Here is a 14,321-nt window from a genome sequence, read left to right as displayed (position 1 = left end):
AATTAAATAAACTAAAGGCGGTTTTATATTGTTTAAATTTTAATTAACGGCCCAAGTAATTATCCCAATCTTTCCATACGGGTTGTAATCCTCGTTCTTTTAATGCATTAATCACATCATTAACATGGCGATTATCATTAGGAGAGAATTGTTCTAATTCTTCATGACTATCAGAATACCCACCAGGTTGAGTTTTAGAACCCGCACTAATGTTATTTATCGCTAATGGTACTGTATTATCACGAAAATATGGAGATTCGCGGGTTGAAAGTGAAAGCTCAACATCAGGTGCCAAAATACGAAAAGCACAGATCAATTGAACTAATTCCGCTTCACTCATTACTGATGCGGGACTTAGTCCACCAGCACAAGGGCGTAAACGAGGAAAAGAGATTGAATAGCGACTTTTCCAATAGCGTTTTTGTAAAAATAAGAGATGCTCTGCCACCATATAACAATCGCTACGCCACTGGCTTGAAAGACCAATCAATGCACCTAAACCAATTTTATCAATTCCAGCTTGTCCTAATCTATCTGGCGTTTGTAATCGCCAATGAAAATCCTGTTTTTTTCCCTTTAGATGATGAAGCTGATAAGTGGGTTCATGATAGGTTTCTTGATAAACCATGACACCATCAATACCGAGTGTTTTTAACTCGGCATATTCTTCTGTTGCAAGAGGCTGAACTTCCATCATTAATGAACTGAAATTTTCTCGAATAAGGGGAATATATTGGCGAAAATAATCCATACCTACTTTTCTTTGATGCTCACCAGTTACTAATAGCAGGCTATCAAACCCTAATTGGCGGATGCTATTACATTCGGCAATGATCTCACTTTCATTTAATGTTTTACGTTTAATGGCATTACTCATTGAAAAACCACAATAAGTACAATCATTAGCACATAAATTAGAAAGGTAAAGTGGAACATACAACCCCACAACATTGCCGAAACGTTGTCGCGTGAGTTGTTGAGCACGTTGTGCCATTGGTTCTAAATAGTATCTACCTGCTGGCGAAATGAGTGCCATGAAATCATCAAGCGTGAGAGTGTGACGATTTAATGCGGCTTCAACATCTGCATGGGTTTTACTATTGAGTCTTAATGTAATGTCATCCCAATTCAGGTGTTGCCAATAATCAGAAAAAGTGTCCATTAGAACGCCCCTAAATATTGGGTTAATGGACTAGAAGCTTGTGCATGTGTATTGGTAGTTGCTAATCCTGAGTTTCTAGCGAGCTCGCCAGCATCCAGCGCTGTTTTAAATGCTTGGGCCATTAAAATTGGATTTTTAGAGACTGCAATAGCCGTATTAACTAATACCGCGTCTGCACCTAACTCTAAAGCTTCAAGAGCATGACTTGGTGCGCCAATACCTGCATCAACAACAACAGGAATAGAGGCTTGTTCGACGATAATTCGTAGAAAATCACGAGTTTGTAAGCCTTGATTAGAGCCAATAGGAGAGCCCAAAGGCATTACTGCAGCGCAACCAACGTCTTCTAAACGACGACATAAAACAGGATCAGCACTGCAGTAGGGTAAAACAACAAAACCTTCCTTCACAAGAATGTCAGCAGCTTTAAGAGTTTCAATAGGATCAGGTAATAAATATTTAGTATCAGGATGAATTTCTAATTTAACCCAATTTGTACCAAAAGCCTCTTTAGCTAATCGCGCTGCAAAAATCGCTTCTTGTGCTGTTTTTGCCCCGGATGTGTTGGGTAATAATTTTACGCCTAATGACTTGAGTGGCGCGATTAAATCATCATGTCCCTTTTTTAAATCGACTCGTTTCATTGCCATTGTTACAAGTTGGCTGCCCGAAGCCTTAATGGCTTCTGTCATTAGCGTTGGTGTTGCAAATTTTCCTGTGCCTGTAAAAAGTCTAGATGTGAATGTGGTATCAGCAATTTTTAACATATCAGCCCCCCGCAATTGCTTGAAAGAGAAGAATAGTATCGCCATCGTTAATAAAATGTGTTTCCCAATTTTCACGAGGAACAATGGTTTCATTGATGGCGAGTGCCACACCTATAGGTGGCTGTTCTAACTGAATAAGGAGCTGGCTAATAGTGACAGGCATATCCAGAGAATATTGTTCGTCATTTACGGTAATGTTCATGCTAACCCTCGACAAACAGGACATGTTGTTGATGATGTTAAGCGTAAAGTGCTCCAATTTTGTTTTCTACCATCGAAAAGGCGTAGTTTTCCACTTAGAGAGCTAGGTAAATCAGAGAGTAGCTTAATAGCTTCAAGTGCCTGAAGTGTGCCAATAACACCCACAACAGGGCCTAGAATTCCGGCTGTTTTACAGTTTCGTTGTGGTTCAGTTTCATCAGGATAAAGACAGTGATAACAACCATGAATAAAAGGAGGTTCAAACACCATAAGTTGGCCACTAAACCCAACGGCACTCCCACTAATAAGTGGAATTTGTTGTGCAACACACGCACGATTAATGGCTTGGCGTGTAAGCATGTTATCTGTGCAATCTAAAACTAAATCAACTTCTTTAACTAATTTAAGTAATGAATCATCATTAATACGTTGTTTATAAGAAGTTACTTTTATATCCGGATTTAAGGCAAGCAAAGCCTGCTTTGCAACCTCTGATTTCGCATCAGGGATATCTTGAGTGCGATAAAGAATTTGGCGCTGTAGATTAGAAATATGTAATTCATCATCATCAACTAAAATAAGCTCACCAATACCTGCCCCCGCGAGATACATTGATGCTGGAGAGCCTAACCCACCAAGCCCGACAATCAGTACCTTTGCTTGTTGAAGTTTGTTTTGGCCCTCGATACCAATATCTTCTAACATCACTTGTCGGCTATAACGCATAAAATCATTATCATTTAGCATGACGATTTTCCTTCAACTAATTCTAATAATTTACGAGTTACTTTTTGCCAATCAGATGCTTTTGTTATTGCACTGACTAAAGCAACACTCCCTACGCCTGTTGCAACCACATCAGAGACTCTCTCTAGCGAGATCCCACCAATAGCAACAGTGGGAAAATCAGGTGTCTGTTCTACTTGATGTTTGAGCGCCTTCAAACCTTGTGGTTTAGATGGCATATCTTTCGTTGTGGTTGGAAATATATGCCCTAATGCGATGTAAGATGGGCGCAACATCTTTGCTCTTTGTAATTCAGCTTCGTCGTGAGTAGAAATACCCAGCCGTAATCCAGCTTGTTTAATGGCACCAAGATCAGCAACATCAAGATCTTCTTGACCAAGATGAACACCATAAGCCTGATGATTAATGGCGAGTTGCCAATAATCATTGATAAACAGTCTTGCGTGATATTGTTTACCTAGTTTTATTGCTTCGATGATCTCTTTTTCAACGTCTTTTGGCTGTTTATCTTTTATACGCAATTGAAGAGTGGTAACGCCTGTTTTTAATAGGCGTTCTATCCATTCAATAGAATCAACAACGGGGTAAAGTCCCAGTTTTTTTTCTGTCGGTGCAAAGGCGGCGTTAGAGGATCTGTTCATTTTCAGTTACCTCGACATTGGTAATGTCTGCACTATGGTACAACTCGCTTCCATGCTCTTTAAACGCTTGTGACATTTGCTCCATTCCTGCCGCATAGTCACGGACTTCTTGCGTTATCTTCATTGAACAGAATTTAGGACCACACATTGAGCAAAAGTGAGCCACTTTTCCTGATGCTTGAGGAAGGGTTTCATCGTGATATTGGCGTGCTGTTTCAGGATCAAGCGCTAAATTGAATTGATCTTCCCATCTAAATTCAAAACGCGCTTTTGACATAGCATTATCACGGATTTGAGCACCAGGATGCCCTTTGGCTAAATCGGCAGCATGAGCCGCAATTTTATAAGTAATTAAGCCTTGTTTTACATCGTCTTTATTTGGTAAGCCTAGGTGTTCTTTCGGGGTGACATAACAGAGCATAGCACAACCAAACCAGCCAATCATTGCTGCACCAATACCTGAAGTAAAATGATCGTAACCCGGTGCAATATCTGTTGTGAGAGGGCCTAATGTATAAAAGGGAGCTTCATGACAATGCTCTAGCTCTTCTGTCATATTGCGACGTATCATCTGCATTGGAACGTGACCGGGGCCTTCAATCATGACTTGCACGTCATATTCCCATGCGATTTTTGTTAGTTCACCTAAAGTATGTAACTCAGCAAATTGTGCTTCATCGTTTGCATCTTGGATAGAGCCAGGTCTTAACCCATCGCCCAATGAAAGGGAAACATCATAAGCGGTACAAATTTCGCAGATTTCACGGAAATGTTCGTAGAGGAAATTTTCTTTGTGATGTGATAGACACCATTTCGCCATTATCGAACCACCACGAGAGACAATACCCGTTAGGCGTTTTGCGGTCATCGGAACATAACGTAACAATACACCTGCATGAATAGTAAAGTAATCAACACCTTGCTCTGCTTGCTCAAGTAAAGTATCGCGGAACATTTCCCAAGTGAGATCTTCTGCAATACCGTTAACTTTCTCAAGTGCTTGATAAATTGGAACTGTGCCGATAGGAACAGGGCTATTGCGAATGATCCATTCACGCGTTTCATGAATATAACGGCCTGTTGAGAGATCCATTACGGTATCTGCCCCCCAACGTGTAGACCAAATTAGCTTTTCAACTTCTTCTTCAATTGAAGACGTTACAGAAGAATTTCCGATATTGGCATTCACTTTCACTAAGAAATTACGACCAATAATCATCGGCTCTGATTCTGGGTGGTTAATATTGGCGGGAATAATGGCTCGACCAGCTGCAACTTCTTGGCGTACAAATTCAGGAGTAATATTGTCAGGAAGATGAGCACCAAAGCTAAAGCCTGCATGTTGTTGGCGTAATACTTTGCTTCGAATACGTTCACGGCCCATATTTTCACGAATAGCAATAAACTCCATTTCAGGTGTGATAATACCTTTTCGAGCATAATGCAATTGCGTCACACTTTTACTCTTTAGGGCTTTTTTAGGGTTGGGTTTTAACGGAAAACGTAGATGCTCTAATCCGGCATCAGAAAGGCGTTGTTGTGTGAAATCAGAGCTTAAGAGTGAAAGTGCTTCGGTATCATTACGCTCATCAATCCATGATTGGCGAATTTTTTTTAATCCAAGATTAACGTCGAGTTGAGAAGCTGGGTCGCCATAAGGGCCAGAAGTGTCATATACCGGAACAGGTTCATTATCTTCAAAAATAGGGTTTTCTTTTGATCCGCCTATCAATGTTTTATCAAGCTGGATCTCACGCATTGGTACTTGAATATCGGTACGAGAGCCTTCAAGGTAAATACGTTTTGAGTTAGGAAAACTCACACCTTGGATTGTGCTAATAAACGCTTGAGCAGCATCACGTTGTTCTTTTCGTGGACGTGATTTGTGGGGCGTTGGTGAAATATCTTTAACAGATAATGTTTGATTTTGGGACATAGCATTTCCTAATAAATATCATGCAGGCTATAGCCTGTTGGGTGAATATTGAGAAAAATGCTTGTCTGGAGGTCGCAGGGAGTATCGACAGATAGGCGTATAAAAAATATACGGGATGAAGCTATCAAAAGGTCGAATCACTCTTGTTCCCTTCGCGGGTATTAACCCGATCAGGTTCCGCGGATCCCGAATTAACGGTCTCAGCCTGTGTTTATAATAGCCTTATAAACACTAGGCACTCCGACAAGAAGATGTCCAGTATATGAAAGATTTTAAAAACTACAAGTCCGATATGGGTTATTTATTTAAATCCCAATGGCATTGTTTCCAACCTTTTTCTGCTGAAATTTGCGCTAATTGCTGATCGGCATTAACTGTAATGACGTTATCAGCTTGATAACATAAGGGGAGATCATTAATAGAGTCAGTATAGAAGTTAATATAACTATTTTTAATGTTATTTTCAGTTCTCCATTGGTTTAAACGTATGACTTTCCCTTCTCTAAATGTCGGTATTCCTTCAATGTACCCTGTATAATGGTTATCTTTAATTTGCATATCAATACCCATTGAAACATCGGCATTAAGTTGTTTCGCAATAGCTTGAACAAGAAAAGATACGGTAGCAGAAATAATAATAACAGGGATATTTTTTTGTTGGTATTGGGCAATAATCGAGATACCTTGAGGATAGAGTAAAGGTTTTATTATTGTTTTAGTAAAATCAATAATCCATTGATTTATCTCTTCTATATTATATTTCTTGTAATGGGATAAGTGCTGGTTAAGATATTGACTCATATCGAGCTTACCCGCATAGTAGTCGGCGATCATTTGCTCATCAAGTTGTAAAAAAGCAGGATCAGTGACTCTTTTATTTTCCCACAAATACCGTGTCCATAAACGGCTAGAATCACCCGCTAATAATGTTTCATCCAAATCAAAAACAGCAAGCTGATCTCTATTTTTACTTATCATCTCATTGCCCTTTATTTATTAGTTTTATTTATAATTATGATGGCTAAATGTTAATGAATTATAGAAGATAGATATAATTCATTGAGTGGCTCTTACTAAAGAGAGTATCCTTAATTCTATATCATTATTTTGGATAGATTTATCATTATGCATTTATATACGTTAGCGGGATCAGAGAAAGGCTGGTGGACAGTCAGCCTTGGTGGGCGAGTGTGGTTACCTAAAGGTGAACTCCCTTTTGGTTTTGCAAAGGATTGGGATTTAGTTGGTCAACAGGCCAAAATTGTTGGTGAGTGGCAGGGTGAAACTGTTTGGCTTATTCATGGAAAAATGGATAACGACATGTGTTCGCCGAGGCTTATCGCCTCACAAGATGAGAATTTATTTAAACTCGTGGGTCGCGGTGTTCAGTTAGCAGAATTTTATCGTTCTCATCGTTTTTGTGGTTATTGTGGTTCTAAAATGCGCCATAGTGAGAGCGAATGGGCTTGTTTATGCGATAACTGCCATGAACGCTATTACCCACAAATTGCCCCTTGTATTATTGTAGGTATTCGGCATGAAGATAAGATTTTACTCGCACATCATGTTAGGCATAAACATTCCCCTCTTTATACTGTGCTCGCTGGTTTTGTGGAGGTTGGTGAAACCTTAGAAGAAGCCGTCGCTCGCGAAGTGTTTGAAGAAAGCAATATTCGTATTCGTAATATTCGTTACGTATCATCTCAACCTTGGCCATTCCCTCATTCTTTAATGATGGGTTTTTTGGCTGATTATGATGGAGGAGAATTGCGCCATGATCCTTCAGAATTAACCAGTGCGGCTTGGTATCGTTATGATCAGCTACCACAGATCCCACCTCCAGATACTATTGCGCGACGCTTGATAGAAGATACGATAGCGAATATTAGACAAGATAAAGAAAAGAACTAAATAAAGGCGTTGTCAGCCAACAGTTATTTTTCCAGCATGTTACAATGCATGCTATTTTGCGGCCCTATTACTGTTAATGGAGTTAGTCATGAGTGAGTTGAAAAACGACCGCTATTTACGTGCGCTGTTGCGCCAACCTGTTGATGTCACCCCAGTTTGGATGATGCGTCAGGCAGGCAGATATCTTCCTGAATATAAGGAAACACGGGCACAGGCGGGGGATTTCATCTCATTGTGCAAAAATACAGAATTGGCATGCGAAGTGACATTGCAGCCTTTAAGACGCTTCCCTTTAGATGCCGCTATTTTATTTTCTGATATTTTAACTATTCCTGATGCAATGGGACTAGGCCTTTACTTTGAAACTGGTGAAGGACCTCGTTTTAAGTCCCCAATAAATAGCCTTACCGATATTCAAAAGCTACCAATTCCTGATCCTGAAGACGAACTTGGCTATGTAATGAATGCAGTACGTGCAATTCGTCATGCATTGCAAGGCAGTGTGCCATTAATCGGTTTTTCGGGAAGTCCTTGGACGTTAGCAACCTATATGGTAGAAGGTGGAAGTAGTAAGGCCTTCACAAAAATAAAAAAAATGATGTATGCAGAGCCTCAAGCACTACATCTATTACTGGATAAACTCGCAGATAGCGTTATCCTTTATCTGAATGCTCAAATTAAAGCGGGTGCACAATCTATCATGATCTTTGATACATGGGGTGGTGTACTAACAGGGCGTGATTACCAACTTTTTTCATTACACTACATGCATAAGATTGTTGATGGTCTTATTCGCGAATACGATGGAAGAAAAGTTCCTGTAACCTTATTTACCAAAGGTGGCGGTCGTTGGTTAGAAGCAATGGCAGCAACAGGTTGTGATGCATTAGGGTTAGATTGGACGATAGATATCGAAGATGCACGTCGTCGAGTAGGGGATAAAGTCGCCTTACAAGGTAATATGGATCCTTCTATGCTGTATGCGCCGCCAGCCAGAATAGAGCAAGAGGTCGAAACTATTCTTGCTGGGTTTGGTAAAGGTAACGGTCATGTCTTTAATCTTGGGCACGGTATTCATCAAGATGTTCCACCAGAGCATGCTGGTGCATTTATTGATGCGGTTCACCGTTTATCGAAGCCTTATCATCAGGATAATGATTAATACCTCACAATTGCGTCAGGAGCAGACAGAAAAAGCTCAACAAATTATTTTGACAGACCAATTTACAATGCCTACTTATATTGCTGGCGCTGATGTTGGTTTTGAAGATGGTGGCGCAGTTACTCGCGCCGCCATCGTGATAATGCATTACCCTTCTTTTGAAATTCTTGAATACCAAATCGCGCGAATACCTACAAATCTTCCTTACATCCCAGGTTTACTTTCATTTAGAGAGTGCCCAGCGTTACTGTCTGCTTGGCAATTAATCAAACAGAAACCTTCTCTTATTTTTGTCGATGGGCAAGGTATTGCTCATCCTAGAAGGCTCGGTGTTGCCAGTCATTTTGGTTTATTAGTGGACACGCCTACTATTGGCGTAGCAAAAAGTCGTTTATGTGGTACTGATCGAGCGGTTAATGAAGAGATGGGAAGCCATGAGCCATTAATGGATAAGAATGAGCAAATAGGATGGATTTATCGCAGTAAGAAAAAATGCAAACCCCTGTATATTTCCCCGGGTCATAAAGTGAGTATGGAAGGCGCTTTGCAGTGGGTTGAGTTGTGTATGAAAGGGTATCGATTGCCAGAACCAACGCGTTGGGCTGATGGTATTGCTTCAAATAGGCGATTATTTGAGCAGTTGAATAAGAATAAGCTCTAAATGACCGGGAAATATGTGGATATTTTTAATTTTCAGGTAAACTGCGCCTAAGTTAAGAAAATGAGTAATCACGAATGTTGAAGAACCCAATCCATTTACGTTTAGAAAAGCTAGAAGCTTGGCAACACCTGACGTTTATGGCGTGCCTGTGTGAGCGAATGTACCCAAATTATCAGGTATTTTGTCGCGAAACAGGATTTGCTGATCCAACGCTTTATCGCCGTATTCTCGATCTGGTTTGGGAAACTTTAACGGTGAAAGATGCAAAAGTGAATTTTGATTCTCAATTAGAGAAATTAGAAGAAGCTATTCCTGACGCATCTCAATTTGATATTTACGGTGTCTATCCAGCGATTGATGCCTGTGTCGCCTTGAGTGAAGTTGTTCACTCCCGTTTAAGTGGTGAATCGCTAAGTCATGCTATTGAAGTCAGCAAATTATCAGTAGGGACGGTTGCTTCACTTGAAATGACACAAGCAGAAAGAGAAATGAGCGAAGAAGAGCTAAGATCACTGCCTGTTGTTATTGAAGAATTCGATATCCAATGGGAAATTTACCGCCTACTTGTAGAGTGTGAAGAAAGAGATATCGAGCTGATTAAAGGTCTACGTGCAGACCTTCGTGAAGCAGGAATGAGCAATATCGGTATAGAATTAACGCACTAAATCAGAAAAACGTGATTTAGTGCTTGAAAAGCGACGTTTAAAGACTTCACATCACCCCCGTGTATGTTCTACATTGGGTACGAAAAGAAGTGGCTCAGGTGTTTTACTTAATTCATCTTCTTAAAAAGATAAGTTAAGTTTTTTCACCAGATGTTTTTCAAACGATAAAACATACTTTAAGGACTATTTTATGAACAAAGCTGAATTAACCGAATCAGTTGCTGAAAAAGCGGATCTGACAAAAACTCAGGCAAAAGCTGCTATTGAAGCGTTTATCGACTCAGTAACAGGAGCTCTGAAAGAAGGCGATTCTGTACAGTTAGTTGGTTTCGGTACATTCAAGGTAAATCACCGTGCTGAGCGTACTGGTCGTAACCCTCAAACTGGTAAAGAAATTAAAATTGCAGCAGCTAATGTTCCTGCATTTACTGCCGGTAAAGCACTGAAAGACGCAGTAAAATAATTCCTTTGAACGGAATGAACAATAGAGGGGGATTTACTCCCCTTTTGTTGAAACGACAGGGGCTGTTAGCAATAGGATCAGCTTTTTTGCTCAGCGCCTGCTCCTCGACAGTACAACTCCCAGAATTTTCTGCAACAGGATATATTGCAGACGAAGGTGTTGTGCGACTCTGGCGTTTAAATAATAAAATGTCAGAGCCTCAAGTGATCATGAGCGTTTATAGCTTTTATAAAAAGCCAGAAACAATCATCACATTCTATGAGTATCGCCAAAATAAGCTTTGGCAAGTCCGCTCTGAAGTGGTCAATCAAAATGATCCCTCATCTTGGCACCTTCGTTTAAATAAACGTGATGAAGTCATTTTCATGCAACAGGAAAGCCAGAAGCAAAAACGAGCATTAACAGAAGATGAGCGTTTAAGAATGGTGTTTGCTGCAAGTAAAGAGCGTGAAATCAGTGAAGCGCTTACTATTGGAAAAGTAAACTTAGTACAAGGTGTTTGGTATCAAAATACAATGACAACATGTGCTGGTGAGAAAGTGAGTGTTTCATTCGAAGATCCAGAGCAACGCTGGTTAAAAACGAGAACACGTAATTTAAGTAAGCCTTCTTATGTTGCTTGGCTTGATTCACCAGAAGGTAAACAGTTGCTTATGGTAGCCGACCATGATTTCTGTAAATGGGAGCCAACAAAAGAGAGCTTGTGACCACTCCCTTCTGCTGCATTTAGTCACTTACTTATTTAAACGCGCAATCGCACGATAGCCGATATCATGGCGATAAAAACTTCCATTCCAATGAATACCTTCTGCTAAAGCATAAGCATTTTTTTGTGCTTGCTCGATATCATCACCTAATGCCGTCGCACATAAAACTCTTCCGCCAGCTGTAATTACTTCACCTTTATTATTCAGAGTTGTTCCAGCCTGAAAAACTTTAGCAGTTGCTGATGATGTTGTGCTCAAACCTTCAATCACATCACCTTGATGATAATCATTAGGGTAACCACCTGCGGCAATGACGATACCTAAAGCAGGGCGAGGATCCCAAACAGAATCTTTCCCTTTTAAATTACCATTAGCACCCGCTAAACAGAGTTCAACTAAATCTGACTGCATACGCATCATAATTGGTTGTGTTTCAGGATCACCAAAGCGACAGTTAAATTCGATAACTTTTGCAATACCTTGTTTATCAATCATCAATCCAGCATAAAGAAAACCCTGATAACGATGCCCTTCAGCAGCCATACCTTTTACCGTTGGATAAATAATTTTTTCCATCACTTGCTGGTGGATCTCATTGGTGACGACAGGAGCTGGTGAATACGCGCCCATACCACCAGTGTTAGGCCCCGTATCGCCATCGCCAACACGTTTATGATCTTGGCTTGTTGCCATAGGGATAACATTTTCACCATCCACCATGACAATAAAACTTGCTTCTTCACCATCAAGAAACTCTTCAATAACAATACGATGTCCTGCATCACCAAAGACATTACCTGCTAGCATATCCCTAATTGCCGCTTCTGCTTCTGCTAGCGTCATGGCGACGATCACACCTTTACCTGCTGCTAAGCCATCAGCTTTAATAACAATAGGCGCACCCATCTTATGTAAATATTCCAGTGCAGGGGCTATTTCAGTAAAGTTTTGATAATTCGCGGTTGGAATTTTATGGCGAGCTAAGAAGTCTTTAGTAAAGGCTTTAGATCCTTCGAGTTGTGCAGCACCTTGTGTAGGGCCAAAAATGGTTAATCCTGCATCTTTAAAAGCATCAACAACACCAATAACGAGTGGTGCTTCAGGACCCACAATTGTTAAATCAATTTTATTCTCAAGCGCAAAAGTGACTAATGCTGGAATATCAGTCGCGCTGATTGCTACATTTTGTACACCTTGCTCTAGAGCCGTTCCTGCATTACCTGGTGCAACAAAGACCTGTGTGGAAAGCGGCGATTGAACCACTTTCCAAGCTAAAGCATGTTCACGACCACCATTACCAATAATCAAAATCTTCATATCAATACCCTATTAATGACGGAAGTGGCGCATATTGGTGAAAATCATTGCGATGTTGTGTTCATTGGCAGCGGCAATCACTTCATCATCACGAATTGAACCACCAGGTTGAATAACGCAAGTTACGCCGGCAAGTGCTGCCGCATCAATGCCATCTCTAAATGGGAAGAATGCATCTGATGCCATCGCGCAACCAGCAACTTCTAAACCTTCATCAGCAGCTTTTATGCCAGCAATTTTTGCAGAATACACCCGGCTCATTTGTCCTGCGCCAATACCGACTGTCATATCATTTTTAGCGTAAACAATGGCATTTGATTTTACGAATTTTGCTACTTTCCAGCAAAACAGTGCATCTTTCATTTCGCGTTCACTTGGCTGGCGTTGAGTAACTACTCTTAAGTTTTCTTCTTTAACCATGCCTAAATCACGATCTTGTACTAAAAGCCCACCGTTGACTCGTTTGAAGTCAAAAGCAGGTTTTGCTTCTTGCCATTGACCACAGGCTAATACCCGAACATTAGGTTTAGTTGCTAAAATAGGTAAAGCATCTTCATTAATAGAAGGAGCAATTATCACTTCGACAAATTGTCGTTCGATGATTGCACTTGCGGTTTTTACATCTAGTGGACGATTAAAAGCGATAATACCGCCAAATGCAGAAGTGGGATCGGTTTTAAATGCATTGTCATATGCTTGTGCGAGCGTATTCGCAATAGCAACACCACAAGGGTTTGCATGTTTCACGATAACACATGCTGGATCGGAAAAAGATTTTACACATTCTAATGCGGCATCTGTATCTGCAATGTTGTTATAAGAAAGCGCTTTGCCTTGTAATTGGGTTGCAGTCGCAATAGACGCTTCTTCTATATGCTCTTCTATATAGAAAGCAGCTTGTTGATGCGCATTCTCACCATAACGCATATCTTGTTTCTTTATATAGTTCAGATTTAGAGTACGAGGGAATGTACCTGAAGGTTGTGAAGTGTCACCATAATAAGGAGCGACTTTCTGACCAAAGTAGTTTGCAATCATTCCGTCGTAAGCAGCAGTGTGCTCAAAGGCTTTAATTGCTAAATCAAAACGTGTATCTAAAGTAAGACTATTTTCGTGATTATCCATTTCTTCAATCACTCTTTCATAGTCATTACAATTAACGACAATGGTAACATCTTTATGGTTTTTTGCTGCTGAGCGAACCATTGTAGGTCCACCAATATCGATATTCTCCACTGCATCTGCTAATGAGCAATTTGGGAGAGCAACTGTTTTGGCAAAAGGATAAAGGTTCACTACGACCATATCGATAGGACGGATCTCATGTTCTTCCATTATTGCATCGTCTTGCCCGCGGCGACCTAAAATTCCACCATGTACTTTGGGATGCAGTGTTTTCACTCTACCATCCATCATTTCTGGAAAACCGGTATAATCGGATACTTCAGTAACCGGTAAGCCAGCTTCTGCTAATAGACGTGCAGTCCCACCGGTTGATAAGAGTTCTACATTCCTTTCAGCAAGTGCTTTTGCGAATTCTAAAATACCTGCTTTATCAGACACACTTAAAAGTGCACGGCGGATAGGACGAAGATGTTGCATGAGTTTTATCCCTTGGGTTTGGTATAACGGTAGTAATGGAGAAGTTAAAACACATTAATACAGTGAAATTGTGTTTGCCTAACTAACATTTCAGAAGTTAAACACAAAATCAATCTTACTAAATCGTTCGCTATAATAACGCAAACGTTTGCGTTTGACATGCTAATTTTATGTAAAAAGACACTCTGTGGATAAAATTGTTGATAAGTGCGTATAAGTAGGGGTTTTGCTGTGGAATTAAGCAAACGATTTTTTTTCTTAAAAAAACTATTGCCAGCTTCACAAAACTCCCTATAATGCGTCCTCGTTGTCACGGCAAACCACGCTAAGTGAGTTAGCCGAGAGAACAAAGAAAAAAAGTGAAAAGCCTTGAAAATAA

The 14,321-nt window shown here is 40.3% G+C and carries 15 protein-coding genes and 1 riboswitch; of the genes, 6 read left to right on the top strand and 9 right to left on the bottom strand.

All coding sequences use genetic code 11. The annotated features are described in order from the left end of the window. Positions 1 to 43: 43 nt before the first annotated feature. The 7 genes from thiH to ABN217_RS17640 all read right to left on the bottom strand — a co-directional run bounded on the left by thiH (position 44) and on the right by ABN217_RS17640 (position 6,432). Positions 44 to 1,162, bottom strand: coding sequence for a 2-iminoacetate synthase ThiH (thiH, locus tag ABN217_RS17670; protein ID WP_196554944.1), 1,119 nt, complete (start codon positions 1,160 to 1,162; stop codon positions 44 to 46). Then, positions 1,162 to 1,929 (bottom strand): thiazole synthase, encoded by a 768-nt coding sequence (locus ABN217_RS17665; RefSeq protein WP_197269806.1) that lies wholly within the window; start codon positions 1,927 to 1,929, stop codon positions 1,162 to 1,164. Before ABN217_RS17665 ends, thiH begins: the two co-directional genes overlap by 1 nt. A gap of 1 nt (position 1,930) precedes the next feature. Continuing rightward, a complete protein-coding gene (thiS, locus tag ABN217_RS17660) occupies positions 1,931 to 2,131 on the bottom strand; it encodes a sulfur carrier protein ThiS (RefSeq protein ID WP_072071062.1) in 201 nt (66 codons plus the stop codon). Beyond that, a complete protein-coding gene (locus ABN217_RS17655; protein ID WP_072071061.1) occupies positions 2,128 to 2,877 on the bottom strand; it encodes a HesA/MoeB/ThiF family protein in 750 nt (249 codons plus the stop codon). The genes thiS and ABN217_RS17655 overlap by 4 nt, the downstream gene beginning before the upstream one ends. Then, the gene (gene thiE, locus ABN217_RS17650) at positions 2,871 to 3,518 is read right to left on the bottom strand and encodes a thiamine phosphate synthase (RefSeq protein ID WP_196554942.1); all 648 of its coding nucleotides are present in this window, start codon (positions 3,516 to 3,518) and stop codon (positions 2,871 to 2,873) included. Before thiE ends, ABN217_RS17655 begins: the two co-directional genes overlap by 7 nt. Continuing rightward, entirely contained in the window at positions 3,502 to 5,454 is a 1,953-nt protein-coding gene (gene thiC / locus ABN217_RS17645) for a phosphomethylpyrimidine synthase ThiC (protein WP_197269807.1), read from the bottom strand. The genes thiE and thiC overlap by 17 nt, the downstream gene beginning before the upstream one ends. 130 nt (positions 5,455 to 5,584) lie before the next feature. Further along, positions 5,585 to 5,707, bottom strand: a riboswitch (TPP riboswitch). 44 nt (positions 5,708 to 5,751) lie between these two features. Beyond that, the gene (locus ABN217_RS17640) at positions 5,752 to 6,432 is read right to left on the bottom strand and encodes an HAD family hydrolase (RefSeq protein ID WP_196554940.1); all 681 of its coding nucleotides are present in this window, start codon (positions 6,430 to 6,432) and stop codon (positions 5,752 to 5,754) included. 147 nt (positions 6,433 to 6,579) lie between these two features. Between ABN217_RS17640 and nudC the strand changes: the two genes are divergently transcribed. The 6 genes from nudC to ABN217_RS17610 all read left to right on the top strand — a co-directional run bounded on the left by nudC (position 6,580) and on the right by ABN217_RS17610 (position 11,023). Next, entirely contained in the window at positions 6,580 to 7,365 is a 786-nt protein-coding gene (nudC, locus tag ABN217_RS17635; protein WP_196554939.1) for an NAD(+) diphosphatase, read from the top strand. An 88-nt stretch (positions 7,366 to 7,453) separates the two neighbouring features. Then, positions 7,454 to 8,527 (top strand): uroporphyrinogen decarboxylase, encoded by a 1,074-nt coding sequence (gene hemE, locus ABN217_RS17630; protein WP_196554938.1) that lies wholly within the window; start codon positions 7,454 to 7,456, stop codon positions 8,525 to 8,527. Further along, positions 8,520 to 9,188: a deoxyribonuclease V gene (nfi, locus tag ABN217_RS17625; protein WP_196554937.1), complete on the top strand. Its 669-nt coding sequence runs from the start codon at positions 8,520 to 8,522 to the stop codon at positions 9,186 to 9,188. The genes hemE and nfi overlap by 8 nt, the downstream gene beginning before the upstream one ends. A 74-nt stretch (positions 9,189 to 9,262) precedes the next feature. After that, positions 9,263 to 9,853, top strand: a complete 591-nt coding sequence (locus ABN217_RS17620; RefSeq protein WP_072071056.1) for a YjaG family protein — start codon at positions 9,263 to 9,265, stop codon at positions 9,851 to 9,853. 190 nt (positions 9,854 to 10,043) lie between these two features. Continuing rightward, positions 10,044 to 10,316 carry a non-specific DNA-binding protein Hbs gene (hbs, locus tag ABN217_RS17615; RefSeq protein WP_004246922.1) on the top strand — a complete coding sequence of 91 codons (273 nt, stop codon included), beginning with the start codon at positions 10,044 to 10,046 and terminating at the stop codon, positions 10,314 to 10,316. A 44-nt stretch (positions 10,317 to 10,360) separates the two neighbouring features. Further along, positions 10,361 to 11,023: a DUF1481 domain-containing protein gene (locus ABN217_RS17610; protein ID WP_231619350.1), complete on the top strand. Its 663-nt coding sequence runs from the start codon at positions 10,361 to 10,363 to the stop codon at positions 11,021 to 11,023. Positions 11,024 to 11,050: 27 nt separating this feature from the next. Here ABN217_RS17610 and purD read toward each other — a convergent pair whose 3' ends face one another. Beyond that, positions 11,051 to 12,340, bottom strand: a complete 1,290-nt coding sequence (purD, locus tag ABN217_RS17605; protein ID WP_340894147.1) for a phosphoribosylamine--glycine ligase — start codon at positions 12,338 to 12,340, stop codon at positions 11,051 to 11,053. A 12-nt stretch (positions 12,341 to 12,352) separates the two neighbouring features. Then, complete coding sequence (purH, locus tag ABN217_RS17600; RefSeq protein ID WP_196554934.1) at positions 12,353 to 13,942, bottom strand: bifunctional phosphoribosylaminoimidazolecarboxamide formyltransferase/IMP cyclohydrolase; 1,590 nt, start codon at positions 13,940 to 13,942, stop codon at positions 12,353 to 12,355. Positions 13,943 to 14,321 lie beyond the last annotated feature (379 nt).

It is taken from the genome of Proteus sp. fly-1067 (assembly GCF_040139345.1).
GTDB lineage: Bacteria > Pseudomonadota > Gammaproteobacteria > Enterobacterales > Enterobacteriaceae > Proteus > Proteus vulgaris_B.
Note: the sequence above shows the minus strand (reverse complement) of the source record. Positions and strands in the feature narration are given on the sequence as shown.

Coding starts and splice junctions, on each gene's coding strand:
- nudC (WP_196554939.1), top strand. CDS start 6,580: ATGCATTTATATACGTTAGCGGGATCAGAGAAAGGCTGGTGGACAGTC.
- thiH (WP_196554944.1), bottom strand. CDS start 1,162: ATGGACACTTTTTCTGATTATTGGCAACACCTGAATTGGGATGACATT.
- ABN217_RS17655 (WP_072071061.1), bottom strand. CDS start 2,877: ATGCTAAATGATAATGATTTTATGCGTTATAGCCGACAAGTGATGTTA.
- nfi (WP_196554937.1), top strand. CDS start 8,520: ATGATTAATACCTCACAATTGCGTCAGGAGCAGACAGAAAAAGCTCAA.
- ABN217_RS17640 (WP_196554940.1), bottom strand. CDS start 6,432: ATGATAAGTAAAAATAGAGATCAGCTTGCTGTTTTTGATTTGGATGAA.
- purH (WP_196554934.1), bottom strand. CDS start 13,942: ATGCAACATCTTCGTCCTATCCGCCGTGCACTTTTAAGTGTGTCTGAT.
- ABN217_RS17620 (WP_072071056.1), top strand. CDS start 9,263: ATGTTGAAGAACCCAATCCATTTACGTTTAGAAAAGCTAGAAGCTTGG.
- hbs (WP_004246922.1), top strand. CDS start 10,044: ATGAACAAAGCTGAATTAACCGAATCAGTTGCTGAAAAAGCGGATCTG.
- thiS (WP_072071062.1), bottom strand. CDS start 2,131: ATGAACATTACCGTAAATGACGAACAATATTCTCTGGATATGCCTGTC.
- hemE (WP_196554938.1), top strand. CDS start 7,454: ATGAGTGAGTTGAAAAACGACCGCTATTTACGTGCGCTGTTGCGCCAA.
- purD (WP_340894147.1), bottom strand. CDS start 12,340: ATGAAGATTTTGATTATTGGTAATGGTGGTCGTGAACATGCTTTAGCT.
- thiC (WP_197269807.1), bottom strand. CDS start 5,454: ATGTCCCAAAATCAAACATTATCTGTTAAAGATATTTCACCAACGCCC.
- thiE (WP_196554942.1), bottom strand. CDS start 3,518: ATGAACAGATCCTCTAACGCCGCCTTTGCACCGACAGAAAAAAAACTG.
- ABN217_RS17665 (WP_197269806.1), bottom strand. CDS start 1,929: ATGTTAAAAATTGCTGATACCACATTCACATCTAGACTTTTTACAGGC.